Origin of the sequence: Bradyrhizobium sp. GCM10028915, assembly GCF_042666195.1 — a bacterium.
In the GTDB taxonomy this organism is placed as follows: domain Bacteria; phylum Pseudomonadota; class Alphaproteobacteria; order Rhizobiales; family Xanthobacteraceae; genus Bradyrhizobium; species Bradyrhizobium canariense_D.
In genome coordinates, this window is sequence record NZ_JBHTFN010000006.1 from 20,400 (window position 1) to 36,764 (window position 16,365).

A 16,365-nucleotide genomic window follows, 5' to 3' on the forward strand; every position below is an offset into this window, starting at 1 on the left:
GCGCTATGCAGAAACGGCAAAAAAAAGAACTTCAAGACGTGCCGACATCGCATAGGCCGTATGACGCGCGTGTGACAAATTCTCACCGAGCGCACCAACGAGCATCCGGAGCGCCCCGGCCCGAACTGTACCAGATCAAATCCAGTCGGAGGGGACGCCCATGAGCGAAGAGCCATTGACCGCGGCTCAGTGCGATGAACTTGAGAGGGCGATGCGCGAAGATGCTGCGCCGCTGCCGCCGGAATCGCCCGTGAAGGAGGCGCTCTTGCGAATGGCGGACGGCTACCGGCTCTTGGGCGACCTCAAAAAATCAGTACTTCGACGCGTGTACTGATCAGGACGAGGTGCGCGGTTGACGTCCGTTGTTGGCCTATCAGCGGAGTCACGGAGCATCTCATTGAGGTCGCTTGGTGAGGCCATGGCGGACGCAGAGGTTGGGTTCTTCGCATTTGACCCAAAGCAGTCCCCATCTTCGCTGCGCAGATTCGCCGAACTAGCATAGTCGGGCTCGCAGCCTTTGATATGCTATGATGGCAAGTTCGGGCCACGTGCAGTCACTAGGAGCAAGCCATGATGAATCTAAGGGTTCTGGGCGCGACTTTGATTGTGGCATCAGCCCTGTCCGGCTCTGCTGCATCAGCACAATCGGCCCTCTCCAATCCAGACACATGCGAAGCTGAATTCGCAAGCTGCACGGGACTTGGGACGGGGGCTACCCCTACCGCCGGCTATCGACATCGGCAATCGGCGCGGCGCGCCTATAGCCAACCTGTCGCTGCGGCGGCGGGCGCTACGGTCGGTGGATGGGGCAACTCCTACGCCATGTCCGGCGAGATGGGCTGGCACGGCAATTGGAACACCTATGCCGCTCGCAATGGAATCGTTTGCCGGCCCGGCACCTATTTCAAGGGTGCTGATGGGCTCCGGCACCTCTGCCAATAGGTCGTCCGCTTTGAACACGGAAGCAGGCGGTCCCGACGGGCTGCCTGTTTTATGCCCGGTAGTCGCTCTCGTCCTAGGAAGGAAGCCGGAGAATTTGGCCGGTTGCGAAGTGCCCCCTGAGTACTTCTACTTTCCGTCATCCGTTGCGAAACAGGAACGTGTAACGGCAAAGCGACATGGTTCACTTAAGCCTGGCGTCGTATGCGCCGAAATCGTTCCAGCCGCTGTTGTCCGTCATCAGCATGACAATGTTCGGCTTCTTCTGCGCGAACGCTAGACTGGCCGCCACAGTGACCAGAGCGGCTGAGGTGAGCAACCCTCGCCATAGTGCCTTACTTGCTTTCACGCTGGGACTTCAGGGCGTTCTCGAACTTGCGGCATCAGGAGTGTGTCAGCTTAGGCTGTAGCTATCCAATTCCGGCAAATTTGGGAGTCGACCTCTAGAATGCGCAGCGCAAGAACTGGCGGGAGTCCCAGCATCCGCTAGAGGTATGCGGTGTAGGAACTGACCCACACGAGAATAGATGCAAGAAGTCCTATCACCCCGGCTTTTTCTGAGAAGGCTGTGGCGCTGCCGGACATTCCCAGGCGCAGCGACTCGCGCTTTATGTTCTCGGGTATAGACATGATCGCCGGAAATGCTGTGGCTCCGCCCAGCGCGCTGGTGCGAGCAAGCGTTCCCGATACGGCGATCTGGCCTTGGCCTATGCCTTTGGGAATTTCGATTATCTTCGCGTGATAGATGCGGCCCGGCAGGTTGTCCAAAACGATTTGAACCTCAGCACCTTCTTTGACAGTGTCAAAGCCGTTTTGCAGGAAGAGACCGACCAGCGTGATTTCCCTCTCGACAATGAATGACATCGCCGAACGGGCTTGTAGCGCTCGGTCGCCGACAGTCAAAGCTACGACTGTCACATAGCCGTCGGCCGGTGCGCGAATGGAGGTCTGCGACAATTCCCAAATGGCGCTATCGAGCTGCGCTTGGAGTTGGGCAACAGTGGTATTGACGCCGCCGATCTCTGAGTCGAGCGCAAGTTTAGCTGATTGCTGGGCAGCTTTAGCTGCGACCAGCTGCGCCGACACAGTCTCGTACTGGACCTGCTTGTCCTGTAGTTGAAACTGGGTGTTTGCCATGTCTGCTGCCAGCGTTCCGATGTCAGCAAGGCGCTTCTCGTTGTATGCGGCCTGAGCCGTCAACCCCGCCACAGTCGCGGTTGCTTGATTGTATGACGATTTTAGTATCTCGGTCTGTTGCTTCGCGCCCGCGAGCGAGGCCTGCAACTGCGATACCTTGTACTGGAATGGCGCAGGCTCAATCAGAAACAGTAGGTCACCCTTCTTCACCGGGACGTTCGGTTTGACCGGGATCGCAACAATCTCGCCCGTTACATTCGGCGTCACTTCCACCACGCGACCAGTCACCGTCACCCGCCCCGAAGGGGTAAGATAATTAAAAAGCGCCAAGAACGTCGCGATGATGAAGCCGCCAATGAGCAGCGAAACCATTCCAGACAACCATCCCCACTTTACAATTCTAAACTTCGAGAACACTAGCCAAAGAGCCAGGAAGTAGAGGCAAAGAATGATGAGCATGGTAGATGGCCCGTGTTCGTTGACGAGAATATGGCTCAGTACGCAGACTGCACGATGGTCATGTCCTGGCGTTCAACGATTGCTTCTGCTGATGTTGCCAAATTCGGGCCTGCATGGCGCTCGCTTTTTGACGTTGAACGGTAGCAGCCTTTTGATCGCAGTTGCACTCAGGGCGCACTCAGGGCGCCCATGCCGACGAGTTACACCCGCTTGTGATGGTCCACTATGCAGAAACGGCACAACAGATCGCCTACACGTCCAACTTCGATTGGGGATTGTGCAAGGAGACGTCTTTAGCTGAACAACTTGGAAGGGCGGTGGCGGACTTGCAATTTTGTTTTGCATCACACACTGCGCATTTGGACCTGAACCTGCCGGTTTTGCATAGACCAAAGCCACAACTGGATACAAACTGCGGAGCGGAGCGAACTCTAACCTGGGGTGCCATGATGCCGATCTCGATTTCGATGATGATCCTGGGTGCGCAACTGCTTGTCCCAGTAGCCGATAACGTGCCGAAGTTCGACATGGCCCGGAGCTGCAAGCTCGACCTTGCAGCTACAGCCGGGCTCTCGGTCGGTCAGTCTCTCAAGAGTTGCGTCAATGATGAGCAAAAGGCGCGACGCCAGCTTGGTGCGCTCTGGACGAAAATGTCAGTGGCGCAGAGAGAAAGCTGCGCTGGCCAGGAGGCCGTGGGTGGTACGCCGAGCTACGTCAGTTTGCTGACGTGCCTCCAAATGGATCAGTGGGTTCTCAAACCCTGATCTTCACATAGCGCTTCCCACGTATTGGTCCACAGAGGACCTGACAAGTCGGCTATCACTGCGGTTTGTTTGACCATCAGTACCAAAAGCGGTTCTCTGCTGGTTGAGATCGGACGCATCCGGCAAGACCGCGATAAGGGCTCAATTCTTCTTTCGAATTTCAAGGATGCCAAGATGCAAGCAACTCAATTGGCGGTTAGCGTAGCCATGCTGATGACAATGGTCGGGCCAAGCTATGCTGCAGAACAGCAATTCTTGTGCAAGGGTCAACTCGTTCAACAGATGCCCGATCCAGCAATTCAACCAAAATCAATCGACTTGAACGTCACTCTGGGCGGCAAGGACAAGTTGTCGCTGATCGTTGGGAACGACAAACTCGCTACTCGTGTCACCAGCAACAACAAGATCCAGCTCAAGTTTGTGACAAAGGAATTCGTTGGAGAATACTTCCACTATACGGGCGACATGTTTCTTATCTACAATTCCGCACCTCTCGCGCGGCTCAGTTGCGCGGCCTCCTAATTCCAAATTCATTTTCCCCGTTTGGAGAAGGTCAAGAAGGATGTCTCGATACCGAGGCACCTCAATGCAGTTTTCGGACCTGCATCCCATCATATCGATAAACCGATCGACAGCGCACCGCCAGCGCTTCCGCGCCCGCCGCTCTTCGAAGGAGCCTTTGACGAACTTACGACACTAGCTTCAAGGGACGGCTTACCTTTTCCCGTCGAGAGTCTGGTGTCTTCCGGAGGGTTGCAATTGGCGATTCGTCAAACATCTGCCGATAAGCTACTGCGAACCGCCCCAATTCACAGAACCCGTGCGCGGTCGCCACTTGGGTAACGGTCTTTGCATCGGGAGCGGCTTGCCGCAAGGCATGGCGGACGAGATGCATTCTCCGCAAAGTCAGGTATCGAATGGGTCCCATCCCGAGGTGCTCCTCGCATGCGGCGCGAAGCGTTCGTTCTGCCACCCCAATGGCTGCGCAAACTTCGCTCAAATGCAGCGGAGTATTTGGATTCGCTTCGAGATACCCCTCGAAACGTCCGAGGATGATTCCGTGGCGTAGCAAACCTGTTCCGAAGTTGGAGGCCTCACAATCAGCTAAACAGTTTATCAGCGCGCGCAGCAGATGCTGCTCTATCGCGTGAGCCACTTCTGGCTGTGTGAAAAGGTCGGGTGCGCTCTTCGCCAATCCTCCGGCTATCGCATGAAGGTTCAGGAATCGGCTCATTAAATCTGAATTCGGCCGTATGAAGCGCGCGCCCTTGTGCGGATTGAATTCGGATCCGACCAACGACCTCCAGCTCGTAGCCAGCGCCTCTGGTCTTAGGGAAACCCCCCCAAACCTGTATTCACCGGAGGTTTTGACATGTTGCACGTCATAATCGTGGACACACATTTCTCCCAGCGATAATAGTCGCCCCCGGCTGTGGACCTCGGGCTGTTCGCTGGTCAGAAACGTATAGACCTGACGGCCCGGGCTAATCGTCCCTCTGTGCACGCGTGGCAAGCACTCCGCAAAGCGCTGCATCCACAGTTCATTCAATGTAACTTGCGTCAACTCAGCCCGAAAATTCCCTTTGGTCGTCGGGAAGATCTGTATCTCCGCGGAACGTACGCTCGTCGCGTATTGAACCGGATCTTCGAATACGAGGACTTTGCTCCAAGGCATTTTGCCCTCCCACAAACGCCACACGCGAAGGCTGTAGAGCGGGCGATCCTCGTGGCAAACCGGCAGAATGTCTATGCAAATTCGGCAGAATCGGGAACTTGGAACAAACTGCCGCAGTTGCACAGTCCATGTGACTGAACCCTGACATAACGCTTCAAATCGGAATGACATGTCGATGAAACGCGCCATCGGAATCAACGAAATTGATCGCGAAGCTATGATGCACGAGCAAGAGCAACGCTTCAGTGCTGAGCAGTGCGACGACATGGCGCAGGCGCTCCTCTAGGAAGCTGCAGGCATGCTACTCGAGGAGCGCCTGTTAGAGCTCGCAGAAGCTTACGGTATCCTTGGCCAGATGAAGCGAATGGTTTTCCGCCGCTCAGGACTAGCTTTATTTAGGACGTAAGGCGCCATAGCATCCGATGGATCGCATCGCTGCTCCGTTCTTAAATTGCGCCTGACTTCTTGTTTCTGTCCACCAGCTTAGATGTTCGTTTGCAGGGTTGTTCCGTTTTTGCAGGAGCGGCAGATGCTTGCCAAGGCTCTTCCGAGGTCAGTAATTTTGTGCGATCGATTATGGCGTGGGTACGCAACGATCGTAAGGAGGGTAGTAGTAATAGCCGTATCCACAGCGCACCGGCGCGGCAGCGCCATAATAGCTGGGAGCGTAGTAACCTGGCCTGTAGTACGCACCTGCGGCGGCACCGAGTGCAGCGGCACCGACTGCAGCAGCGCCGATGCCTACTGCGGGGCGGTAAATACCTCCTCGGTAAACGCCGCCCCGGTAGACGCCGCCACGAACTCCAACGGCGCGCACGCCGCCTGCCCGAAATTCGCCTGCGTAAAAACCACTAGCTCGAAAACCGCCGGCGTGAAAACCACCAGCGCGAAATGCCGATGCTTCGCCTGAAAAGGCCAACAAAACGCCTATGCCGACAATGGCATATGCGGCGAGTGCTCCAACGGTTCGAGCCGACATTTTGCTCCTCCTCACGCTGATGAGATCCGGCCGCGGGCGCCTAAATCGGCCCTACTCGAGCAACCGTACGCCGTGACTGAGCGGCGCCTATGCAGAAACGGCGCTATATGATTTCGACGCGAAGGGCTTCTGACTGGACTGGAGCGACGCCCTAAGCCGGCGCCGCCGCCTTTCTCTGCCGTTTTTGCATAGTCAACGTCTTTCGCCAGCTTTAACGTGTTCGCAGGTTTTGCGTGCATGCAAAGATAGCTTTCCGAACTCTCGCTGGAGGCGAAGTCCCCTCTCGGCGGCGAGTAAGCTTTCGGATGCGGCATCAAATACTTCGCAGGGAGCACACATTAGATCTCCGGACGTATTTCGCAATGAATGGTGTTGAGCAGCCTATGGCCTGGAGCCGAGTTTTCAATTTTAACGATCCATTCCCTTTCCAGCAGTCTATCCGAGGGTCGGACAACAAGCCGCTGCTAACAAAAAACGGGGACTTCCGCGCCGAACTGACCCAGGTGACATTCAATCGGCTCATGATGCAGCGCTTCGACGTTACGCTGCCGACGAGTTGTCTGGAGTGGAGCTGGAATATTTGGTCCGGCCAAGTTCGATTCTTATGTGGCAATTGCAACAACAGCACGAATTAAATTGGCAAGATGGCCATCGCGACACCAGACCTTCTCGAGCTCCCAGAGGTGGCTCGGGCCTTAGAGCACAACATAACTTACACAATGATCAAGTGCCTCACTGACGGCTTAACGACGCAAGTAGAAGGCGCTAATCATCGCCACGGACGGATAGTTGCGCGTTTCGAGGCGTTTCTCGAGGCACATCCCGTGCAGCCCTTGTATTTAGCCGATATCTGCACTGCGATTGGTGTAGCCGAGCGAACACTTCGGATGGTCTGCGAAGAACATCTGGGGATGGGACCCATCCGCTATTTGACTCTGCGAAGATTGCATCTGGTTCGTCGCACGCTGCTCAGGGCTGATCCTTCATGCTCGACAGTCACAAAGATCGCCACCGATCATGGATTCTGGGAACTGGGGCGATTTGCGGCAGCTTACCGAACGATGTTCGGAGAACCGCCCTCGATCACGTTGCGCCGGTTCGCGGACGACAACTATGTCTTCGATCGTCCGACCTCTCCGGCAACCTTGTCCTTTAGCGACTAACGTCCGCTTAAGCGTCGCGCTGCTCCGCGGCGGAAGCGGAAAAGCACAGCACATTCGATTCCGACGATAAGTGCGAACGCGACCTTCTCACCAGTCCTTGAATGTGGGCTCGGCGCACCCCCCGCAAACCCAAGGAAAACTCCAGTCGGCTGTCAGTCTCGCGCTTGCGGGAATGTATCGGCTCCAAACCGAGGGTTTGATCGGTGAAATCGATCGCCAGACTACGTCGAACGTTCCTGCAGAATTTATCTTACCAACCATGGCAGGCTTGGACAGATGGTGATTGGTGTTCATCACAACTTCAAAGCCGCTCGGCGCTTTCACTCGCTGACCATACATCGCTTGACGGACGGCGTTCACATCAACAGTGCCGGCTTGGCTGACCGCCTGGGCCCACATTCGAAAACCGACGAAAGTGGCTTCCATCGGGTCATTTGTCATGCTGTCACGCTGCCCGTTGAAGTCAGTCCACATTTTGACAAAAGCGTCGTTTTCTGGCAGCTTGATGGACTGGAAATAATTCCATGCCGCCATTTGACCAGCCAGCTTGTCAGCGCCAATCTGATGCAATTCGCGGTCTCCGATCGAGAGCGCCATAACAGGAAGGGTCGTGGCGCTGATGTGTTGCGCAATCAGCTCACGGTAAAAATAGGTGTTGGCATCCCCATTAATGGTCGAGATAACAGCCGTCTCTTTCCCTTCCGAACCGAACGCTTTGATCCTTCCGACAATCTCGCGCCACTCTGATTGCCCAAAGGGCGTGTAGATCGTTGTGATATCCTCGGGAGCTACGCCCTCGCTGTAAAGATATGCGGTTAGGATCTTGTTGGTGGTGTGCGGATAGACATAGTCGGTGCCGAGCAATACCCACCTTCTAACTTGGCCGCCCTCCTTGCTCATTAAATACCGAACGGCCGGAATTGCCTGCTGGCTCGGCGCGGCGCCACTGTAGAAGATGTTACGCGAACTCTCCTCGCCCTCATACTGAACGGGATAGAAGAGCAGGCCATTCAACTGTTCGAAAACGGGGGTTGCCGCTTTTCGGGACACGGAGGTCCAGCAGCCGAATACGACTGCAACTTTCTCCACCGTGAGCAACTCGCGAGCTTTCTCGGCGAAAGCTTCCCAATTGGAAGCAGGGTCCACGGCTACCGGCTCCAATCTTTTCCCCAGCAAGCCACCCTTTTTGTTCTGGTCCGCAATCATCATGAGAACCGTGTCCTTGAGAACGGACTCACTGATCGCCATGGTTCCGGACAACGAATGCAGAATGCCCACCTTGATGGTCTCTTCGGAAGCATGACCCAACGGACCAGAAAGAGCGAGCATCGCCCACAGCAAGCCGCGCCAGATCGAAGCGAATTTCATGCGAACCCTCCGTCGAGCCCATAGATGCGCGTCTCAGTGGACATCCCCTTCGCCATGACCGCATCGAAGGCCCTGAATTTAAATTGATCGCGAACGCGCGAGTAGACGGCTTCGCTCACTAAGATTGTCGTACCGACCTGCTTGTTCAGTCCTTCGAGCCGAGCAGCAAGGTTCACCGTGTTGCCGAGAGCGGTGTAGTTCATTCGCTCAGTTGATCCGACATTTCCAACGACGGCCTCTCCAACATGAATACCGAACCGCGTGATGAAGGGCTTCCACCCTTCCGCCGCGAACTCAGCGTTGAGTCGTTCACCGGCGGCTCTGGCTGCGAGTGCCGCACGGCAGGCACGCGCGACATGATCTGCTTGTGGCGCGGGCGCATTCCAGAACACCATCACCGCGTCACCGATAAATTTGTCGATTGTGCCGCCTTCCGCGAGGAAGGCTTGGCTTAGGGCCGAGAAGTAGCGCGAGGTCTGCTGCATCAACAAGTCGGGGTCGACCGATTCCGCGATCGTCGTGAAGCCCTGAACATCCGTAAAGATCAACGTGATCTCCTGTTTGATCCCTCCGAGCCTAGTGGAGATGGAGTTGTCCAGCACGCCGCGCACGATCTCTTTTGGAACGAAATGCGCAAAAGACCATATCGCACGCTGCGCCAAATTCACGGTACTGCCTAGATCGTGTATCTCCGCAATGTAGGATGTTACTGGCACTGGATCAGGCTGAGCCAGATTCTGAAGTTTTCCGGCCTGCGCAGCAATAGCGTTTAAGGAACGGGCCATGCGATTGCCGAAAATCCAGACCATCGGGATGAAGGCCGCGCCGACGACGATCGCCAAGATCAAGCCCGTGAACTGTACTTTCCTGACATTCTGTACAAAATCATCCTGCGCCGCCACCAGCAATATGCTGGCGCTGTAGCCATCACTCAAGGTGAAACTCGTCAATCTAAAAAGATAACCATGGCCCCGGTTATCTTCGACCGAACCTTCGTCCACGCCGAGATTGCGTGATATCCGCAGCACAGAGGCAACGAGTCCATCTTTGATTTCGCCGATGTTCGGTAGCTGCGATCGTGTGGGATCGATCATCGCATTTGCGAGTAATTCCACAAAGTCAGGATGGGCAATCAGGGAGCCAGTTTGGTCGAAGATCGTTGCGGTGCCATGCGGTCCTGGGCGCTGGGCCTGGACGAAGGCGCTGAAGCTATCGAGCTTAAGATCGGCCGCGAGCACGCCGGTCACTTTGCCCTGCAAGGGCGCAGCCACAGTAATTACTGGTGCGCCAAGATTGAAGGAAAGATACGGCTCGGTGACAAAGGCCCGGCCCGTTTTCATGGTTTGGGTGTACCAAGGCCGCGTCCGAGCATCGTAGCCGTATTTCCAGAAATCGATTTCGTCGACTTCGCTGCCCTGCCGATCTTGGAACACCCGGCGCATCGGCAGCTCGCCTGCGGCCGTGGGCCGTACGAGATTAATCACGATGTCAGCATTGGCCGGTGCTCGCAGCTTTGCGCGCTGGTCCTCAGTTAGATCGCTGGTGCGCCGCACTTGTAACCAGGCGCCATTCGCAAAGCCGACGTAGATACTGTCCATCTGCGGCATTTCGTGCAGAGCGGCCTTGAACAGGGGGATCGCCCTGCCCGTTTCAGATCGGTCATCCGAATCCGCTACGCTCGAACTAGTAGCAAGCACGTTCACAATTGAAGAGATGGAGCTCAACTCACTATGCAAGCGGCCCAAAGCCTTGGCGCTTGCTGCGTCCATATAGGCTGAAGCCGCTTCGTGCGTTGCCGAGCGCAGAGATCGAACCTGAATTGCAATCAATAAACCTGCAAGCGCAACCACAAAGGTAGCTACAGCAAGCGTTATCGACGTTCGGAACGTGAACATGCAGGCGCACCACTACTTTGAGACTAGACTACGGGAGCTTGCCTCTCGCCACTATGCTAGTTCGGCAACAACGTTGGCTTGATCTGAACACTTTCAGCTTTGCAGTTCCTCGCGCCCCGGGCGTCTCGTTCGACCTAAGGCGACGGCCGTGATCGCCGACGAGACGAGTGCACGAGCAGGATAAGAGGTGCGCTTGATGTGATTGTCCCCCGCTGCTGTCGTTCCCCAGCATGCGGAGAGAACCATTGCCCCACAAAGCAGACCCGACTTTTGCCGCGCAGATTGGCCGAAGTAGCATAGTCAGGCCCGCGTCTGTTGATACCCTCTTCACGTGGCGATTTCGGGCCACGTGCAATCACTAGGAGCAAGCGACGATGACTCTAAGGGTTCTGGGCGCGACCGTGATTGTGGTATCAGCCCTTTCCGGCTCTGCTGCATCGGCACAATCGGCCCTCTCTAATCCAGACATGTGCCAAGCTGAATTCGCAAGCTGCACGGGACTTGGGACCGGGGCGACCCCTACCACCGGCTATCGATACCGGCACTCAACGCGGCGCGCCAATATCCAGCCCGTCGCTGCGGCAGCAGGTGCTACGGTCGGCGGATGGGGCAACTCTTACGCCAACGCCGGCGAGATGGGCTGGCACGGCAACTGGAACACCTATGCCACTCGCAATGGCATCGTTTGCCGCCCCGGCACCTATTTCAAGGGTCCTGACGGCCTTCGACATGTCTGCCAATAGGTCGTCCACTGTGACCAGAACCAGGCGGTCCCTCAGGACCGCCTATTCCCTGCCCTGTAGTCGCGTTCGTCCTGAACAAGGAAATCGAACAATTGCAACCGCTTGTGTAGCGGCTGACGACTGCGCCCGAAGTTGCGAGGTGGGGACGTCTCTGGGTAAGCAGGCGCAATGGTTGCAATAGTTAAGCGGCTCAATTGACCTCAGGCCGCCGGTATCCGCCGCGCGGTGTCGTCAACAAGATGGCGCCATCCGGCGTCTCAGTTTCTGACGAAGTATAGCGGCGTTCTAATCGTCAGCTGATAGGCGGGCTTTGGTGTCCATGCAATCTGGGCTGTGACGCCAAACAGGCGTTATCGTCCATCCGGTCGAGGTCGAACCGTACAATTGGCTGAGTAAAGGATAGCACTGTCGCCAGGTTCAGCAGTTGCGCTCCGCCAAATGATTGGACGCCCGCGCGGCCCGTGAACTTCCAGTTGTTGGGCCACTGATAGTAGCCGCCGAGATAGCCAATGGTATTCGGGTTGATCGTTGCGAAAGGAGAATCGACATTGATCCTCGTGTATTGGACGCCGGCCAGCAACCCTTTAGTCTCGTCTTCGTTCAGGGCATAGTCGAACTCCACAATGTTGTTGAAGGACGTCGTCGCAAGCGTAGAATCCGGTACCGATCTCGTGATGGTGGTCTGCAGTGTAATCGTTGGCATGGATCCGCCATTCTGCTGATAAAGGTCAGCCTGGAAACCCACGTTCCAGCTAGAGATCGCAAGGGACGACCAGTCAGACGTCCCAATTTGCAAAGCGCTCGCCGTGAACCCGCCATACAACGAGACGGCGTCGCTAACATCGACCGTCAGGGGAACGTCAAGCGCGATGCTTTGGGTGGAAGGCGACGATGGTGCCGGGACGCTCAAAAGTCGCGGTGAACTCGACAGATCCGAGAGTGTGCGAAGCGCCGCGATGGTCGTTGACAGCGAAGGACCGCTGAAGCCGATCGAAAGTGTATTGGCGGGCACCGTGGCGTAATGCTGTCGCTAGGATCCTGAGCCAGGGCGGGACCGGATAGACAGAACAAAGCCGGCAAGAGCATCAGGCAACAGTACGATCGAACCACATCGGCAAAACGTTGCTCTTGCGCCGTCCCTTAGGCGCCAGCTCGGAAAATGAACATTGTCATCCCAACCGGCCGCTTTGACCGCTGCGGCAGTATGGAGCGGACGTAATAGGTTGTCCAATGTAGCTCTAATGTCTGGTTCCGGCCCATCGCTGCCGTTGATGCGACCCCGCTGAATGTCGGTTGATAGGGACGGACCGGAAGCTTGCGCGGGTGGGCGAACTAGCGCTCCTGAGCTAGACGTCCGGTAGCCCGTTCTTACCTTTGTCTACCAAGGTCGCCGGCGGTCTAGGGACGAAGCTTACACCTTCGTGTTCGTCGCAGTTTCTATAGCGACCAGCAGGGCTGCAGGTTGCAGGGGCTTGGTTAGGAAAGCCGCGCAGCCGGCGGCTTCGCAGCGTTCGCGGGCGCTGGTTTCGTTGTGAGCCGTGATGACGATGGTCGGAATCCGAATCCCTGAGCGAGTGAGTTGGTGCTGGAGCTCAAGGCCGCCCGTTTCGGGCATCTGCAGGTCGACGATCAGGCACACTGGCAGTCCGAGTGGCAGCCCGGCCAGAAAGTCCCGGGCCGAGGTGTATGTCCTGACCTCGAGGGCGCGTGCCCTTAACAAGCGCTCGAGAGCCCTCAGCACGAAAGGGTCGTCATCCACAATCGCGACCCAGCCGGAGTTGTCTCCCATGGCGCCACTATCGGCGTCAGGGTTGTGGCCTGTCGAGTTGGCCCTTGGACCAACATCGCTTCTCATACCCCTCCGCACTAGATCCGCGCTTTTTCCGTCAACCTTACGAGGTCCGCGACCGAGCGTACCCCGAGTTTCACCATCACTCGCCCGCGGTGCACCTTGATTGTCTTCTCCGCAGTACCTAGGTCCCCGGCGATCTGCTTGTTGAGGCGGCCGGCGACGACCTGGGTCAGAACTTCGCGCTCCCGCGGTGTCAGCATCGCGAGCCGTACCTTGATCTCGTCGATCTCAGCGATAGCAACACGGGTCGCCGCATCCTGTTTCTCGGCTCGTGCGATCGCAGTCAACAATTCTGTTTCTTTAACCGGCTTGGTCAGGAAGTCGATCGCACCCGCACGCATCGCGCGGACGCTGGTCGATATGTCGCCCTTGCCAGTCAGGAAGATGATTGGCCTTTGCGATCCTGCTGCAGTCAAGGTCTGCTGCAACTCTAGCCCATTTAATCCCGGCATCGACACATCTAGTATGGCACAACCGGGTACCGATCCATCGTGTTCGGTTAGAAACGCCGGCGCAGACGTGAATGTTTTGACGTCGAACTTTCGAGCCCGTAACAGCCGCGACAACGCATTCAGCACCCTTGCGTCATCATCAACAAGGAAAATTGTGAACGTCAGATCTTCCATTTAAGCCTCCACAAGAACTTCTTGCGTTGGCAGCAATATGGTTGCGACGACGCCACCACCAGTACGGTCATTGGCCACGGCAATCCTGCCTCCATGCCCTTCAATGATGGTGGAGCAGATCGTCAGTCCCAGTCCAAGGCCATGGTTCTTTGTCATGAAGAAAGGTTCGAACAGTCGGTCTTCCTGGGCAACCTCAATCCCTGGTCCTCGATCTCTGACACAAACCTCAATGCATCCCTGCCTTGCTCGGCTGGAGATCGTGATCATCCGTGTCCCCTCGGTCGAAGCCATCGCGTCCATCGCGTTCATAAGGAGGTTTAGCAGAACCTGTTGCAATTGGATGGGATCGCCTGAGAGCTCCGGCAAAGCTGCTGCAAGATCCGTGTTGACCACAATGCGGCGATCGATCATTTCGCTCCGAAGCAACGCGACCGTCTGATCGATCAGTGCGTTTATACTGACGGATTTCAGCTCCGTCTTGCCTTTCTTCAGCAGGCTTCGCAGCCGATGAATGACTTCGCCCGCCCGGTTAACATCTTGCACAATATCCTGCAGCGCGTCTCGAACCTCCGCGACGTTGGGGGGATCGTCAGCCAGGAGATAGAGCGCCGCCTGCGCGTTCGATAAGACCGCAGTGAGTGGCTGGTTGACTTCGTGCGCGATCGCGCCGGAGAGCTCACCCAGAACGGAAACCCTCATCAAGTGCGTGACTTCCTGTCGTTGCAACTCCGCTTCGGCCTCAAAGGCCTTCTGTTCGGTGACATCAACGAAGATTCCGCTAAATCGGTTCGGAACTCCATGATCGTCGGGGCGCACACGCGTCCGGATGCTTATCCACCGGACCCGCCCTTCTGATATGACACGAACTCGCGTTACGGCAGGTTCCCCGGGATGCCGAATTTGGCGGATCGCGGCGAGTGCGACATCGCGGTCGTTAGGGTGTACGACCTCCAAAAACGCATCGCGAGTAAGCGGCAGGTCACCCGCGAGTCCGAACATTGCTCGGCAATGCTCAGTCGTCCACATTTCGTTGGCAGTTTCATCAAACTGCCACAGGCCCACATTTACCGAAGCCGCTGTGAAGCTCATTCGCTCTTCGCTTTCCTTGAGCGAGATCTCAGCTTGATGGCGCCGGCGTCGTTGGAACAGCAATGCGACGACGAAGGATGCCTGCAATCCGACAATTAAGACCGTGCTCAGTACGAGGTGGCGGTGCTCACTCCAGAGAGTAGGCTCCTTGAAGAGCACGACGCTGCCGAGCGGAAGGTCGGTTTCTTTGAGGCCCCACTGCTTCATCGCCCGCGCGTCAGTACGGAAAGCGGGCTTGGGATTGGATTTGGGAGGTACCTTTGTCACCTCGGTACCCGAAAGTATCTCAAGGGCCATGTCAGCGGCAGTTATGCCCAGAGACTCGAATGTGTCTGTGTACCCTCCAACGATCCCAGCGCCGATATAGGTATCGAAGATCCCATAGACTGGAGCGGCGGAAGCTTTCGCCACAGCGGCAGCCACGTCTCTTGGGATGAAGCGTTTGTCTTCGCGATCCGCGAAAAAGGTAAGCATCATGACAATGCTGTCGCTTGGCAGCTGCGAAACATCGCGCAGCAACTCCGCATGAGTGAGGTCAGACCAGTAGACCACCTCAAGCCCGGCATTCTGGCTTTGAATCGCGGTGCGTGCAATTTCGCGCCAGCGGAGATCGACGGCGTCGTTCCCGCTAATCACAACTAAGCGACGTGCGTTGGGCTGAAGCCGTTCTGCAAGCTCAAGTGTTTTGCCAGGATAGGAGTTATTGATCACGCCGGTGATGTCCGGCGGCAGCTGCAGCGCTTCGTAAGTCGACCGTGTGACATCCGAAAATACGACGGGGACCGCCGGGCCGACCACGTCGCGATACTTCAGGATGAAAGGTATCGCCGAGACGCCGATTACGAAGAGAAGGTCAAAATGTACGCCGGCGTATTTCTCGCGAAGGAAATTGGCCATTCGTGATGCGTGCGCCTCATCCGGACGTCGGGCCAGATCCAAATATTCGGCGTCGATTTCAAGCCGCTCAGGAGATCGTTCCAGGAAGCGCTTTCTAACCGCGTCCGAAACCATTGCGGTAGCCGGAAACGTATAATTGTATGCGTGGAGAATTAAGACTCGCCGCGATGCAACTTCAGCCTGAGATCGCGCGATGAGAATCCAAGGCGCGAAAAGAATCAGCAAAAAAACGCCACGCCAAAAACGCGCGTACCTAGCAGCCGGCCAACCACCCCGATCCCAGGCTTTCACGGAGCTCGTCCATTGAAAACTCGGGCGAGGATAGAGCATTCATTCGGGAACTGTCGAGTGGTGAACTCGCCTCGGGGCGTGGCGGGACTAAGCCGCACCGGATCCGAGCCCAATTCATGCGCCTCATGTCCTGCGGCGTCGCCAATGTGGGACCTTGGTCCAATTCAGCGGGGCCGCCTCGGGGAATAACTTCCTCACGTTAGTACCTTTGCTGCGGAGCGTCTGCAGTGCCGTTCCGAAGCGGGCGCGAAGATCAGAACCCCACTTTTGAATGCATCAATTCACGTTTCGGGCGACCAACCGTTTCATTCGCGCGAGATTGCGATAGCAATGCCCCAAGTTCATCATCTCAAGTTGTTTTGGTCCGGTCGGCAGAGCGGCAGCTTCTTCGGTCAGTGCGTCGGCGAGTTCGTCGCACTCGTCCGCTGTCAGGTTGATCGGCTGCTCTGGCTCGCTGCCCATAATCATCCCCGACCCCTTCGGACCTT

The 16,365-nt window shown here is 56.6% G+C and carries 12 protein-coding genes and 1 pseudogene; 4 read left to right on the top strand and 9 right to left on the bottom strand.

Annotation, left to right across the window (positions count from 1 at the left end; translation table 11 throughout):
- Nucleotides 1–160 precede the first annotated feature (160 nt).
- On the top strand, nucleotides 161–334 hold the full coding sequence (locus tag ACFQX9_RS05140; protein ID WP_377786947.1) for a hypothetical protein: 174 nt from the start codon (nucleotides 161–163) through the stop codon (nucleotides 332–334).
- A 1,091-nt stretch (nucleotides 335–1,425) separates the two neighbouring features.
- Here ACFQX9_RS05140 and ACFQX9_RS05145 read toward each other — a convergent pair.
- On the bottom strand, nucleotides 1,426–2,535 hold the full coding sequence (locus tag ACFQX9_RS05145) for an HlyD family secretion protein (protein WP_377786950.1): 1,110 nt from the start codon (nucleotides 2,533–2,535) through the stop codon (nucleotides 1,426–1,428).
- Nucleotides 2,536–2,750: 215 nt separating this feature from the next.
- Here ACFQX9_RS05145 and ACFQX9_RS05150 point away from each other — a divergent pair, with 215 nt between their 5' ends.
- Both ACFQX9_RS05150 and ACFQX9_RS05155 read left to right on the top strand, forming a co-directional pair.
- Nucleotides 2,751–3,299 (top strand): hypothetical protein, encoded by a 549-nt coding sequence (locus ACFQX9_RS05150; protein WP_377786952.1) that lies wholly within the window; start codon nucleotides 2,751–2,753, stop codon nucleotides 3,297–3,299.
- A 69-nt stretch (nucleotides 3,300–3,368) separates the two neighbouring features.
- The gene (locus ACFQX9_RS05155) at nucleotides 3,369–3,821 is read left to right on the top strand and encodes a hypothetical protein (protein WP_377786955.1); all 453 of its coding nucleotides are present in this window, start codon (nucleotides 3,369–3,371) and stop codon (nucleotides 3,819–3,821) included.
- 166 nt (nucleotides 3,822–3,987) lie between these two features.
- Here the strand turns inward: ACFQX9_RS05155 and ACFQX9_RS05160 are convergent, their stop codons facing one another.
- The gene (locus ACFQX9_RS05160) at nucleotides 3,988–5,163 is read right to left on the bottom strand and encodes a helix-turn-helix domain-containing protein (RefSeq protein WP_377786958.1); all 1,176 of its coding nucleotides are present in this window, start codon (nucleotides 5,161–5,163) and stop codon (nucleotides 3,988–3,990) included.
- Between the two features lie 1,434 nt (nucleotides 5,164–6,597).
- On the opposite strand from ACFQX9_RS05160, the gene ACFQX9_RS05165 reads away from it, so the two are divergent.
- Nucleotides 6,598–7,116 (top strand): helix-turn-helix domain-containing protein, encoded by a 519-nt coding sequence (locus ACFQX9_RS05165; RefSeq protein WP_377786960.1) that lies wholly within the window; start codon nucleotides 6,598–6,600, stop codon nucleotides 7,114–7,116.
- 87 nt (nucleotides 7,117–7,203) lie between these two features.
- On the opposite strand, the gene urtA is transcribed toward ACFQX9_RS05165, so the two are convergent.
- From urtA to ACFQX9_RS05200, 7 genes and pseudogenes are all read right to left on the bottom strand, one after another.
- Nucleotides 7,204–8,445, bottom strand: a complete 1,242-nt coding sequence (gene urtA / locus ACFQX9_RS05170; RefSeq protein ID WP_377787008.1) for an urea ABC transporter substrate-binding protein — start codon at nucleotides 8,443–8,445, stop codon at nucleotides 7,204–7,206.
- A gap of 35 nt (nucleotides 8,446–8,480) precedes the next feature.
- Nucleotides 8,481–10,379: a cache domain-containing protein gene (locus ACFQX9_RS05175; protein WP_377786963.1), complete on the bottom strand. Its 1,899-nt coding sequence runs from the start codon at nucleotides 10,377–10,379 to the stop codon at nucleotides 8,481–8,483.
- 1,000 nt (nucleotides 10,380–11,379) lie between these two features.
- Nucleotides 11,380–11,990 (bottom strand): annotated as a pseudogene (locus ACFQX9_RS05180) (hypothetical protein); the annotation flags it as partial.
- Nucleotides 11,991–12,533: 543 nt separating this feature from the next.
- On the bottom strand, nucleotides 12,534–12,911 hold the full coding sequence (locus ACFQX9_RS05185) for a response regulator transcription factor (RefSeq protein WP_377786966.1): 378 nt from the start codon (nucleotides 12,909–12,911) through the stop codon (nucleotides 12,534–12,536).
- A 77-nt stretch (nucleotides 12,912–12,988) separates the two neighbouring features.
- Nucleotides 12,989–13,600, bottom strand: a complete 612-nt coding sequence (locus tag ACFQX9_RS05190) for a response regulator transcription factor (protein ID WP_377786969.1) — start codon at nucleotides 13,598–13,600, stop codon at nucleotides 12,989–12,991.
- On the bottom strand, nucleotides 13,601–15,811 hold the full coding sequence (locus ACFQX9_RS05195) for an ABC transporter substrate binding protein (protein WP_377786972.1): 2,211 nt from the start codon (nucleotides 15,809–15,811) through the stop codon (nucleotides 13,601–13,603).
- Between the two features lie 342 nt (nucleotides 15,812–16,153).
- Nucleotides 16,154–16,345 carry a hypothetical protein gene (locus ACFQX9_RS05200; protein WP_377786975.1) on the bottom strand — a complete coding sequence of 64 codons (192 nt, stop codon included), beginning with the start codon at nucleotides 16,343–16,345 and terminating at the stop codon, nucleotides 16,154–16,156.
- Nucleotides 16,346–16,365 lie beyond the last annotated feature (20 nt).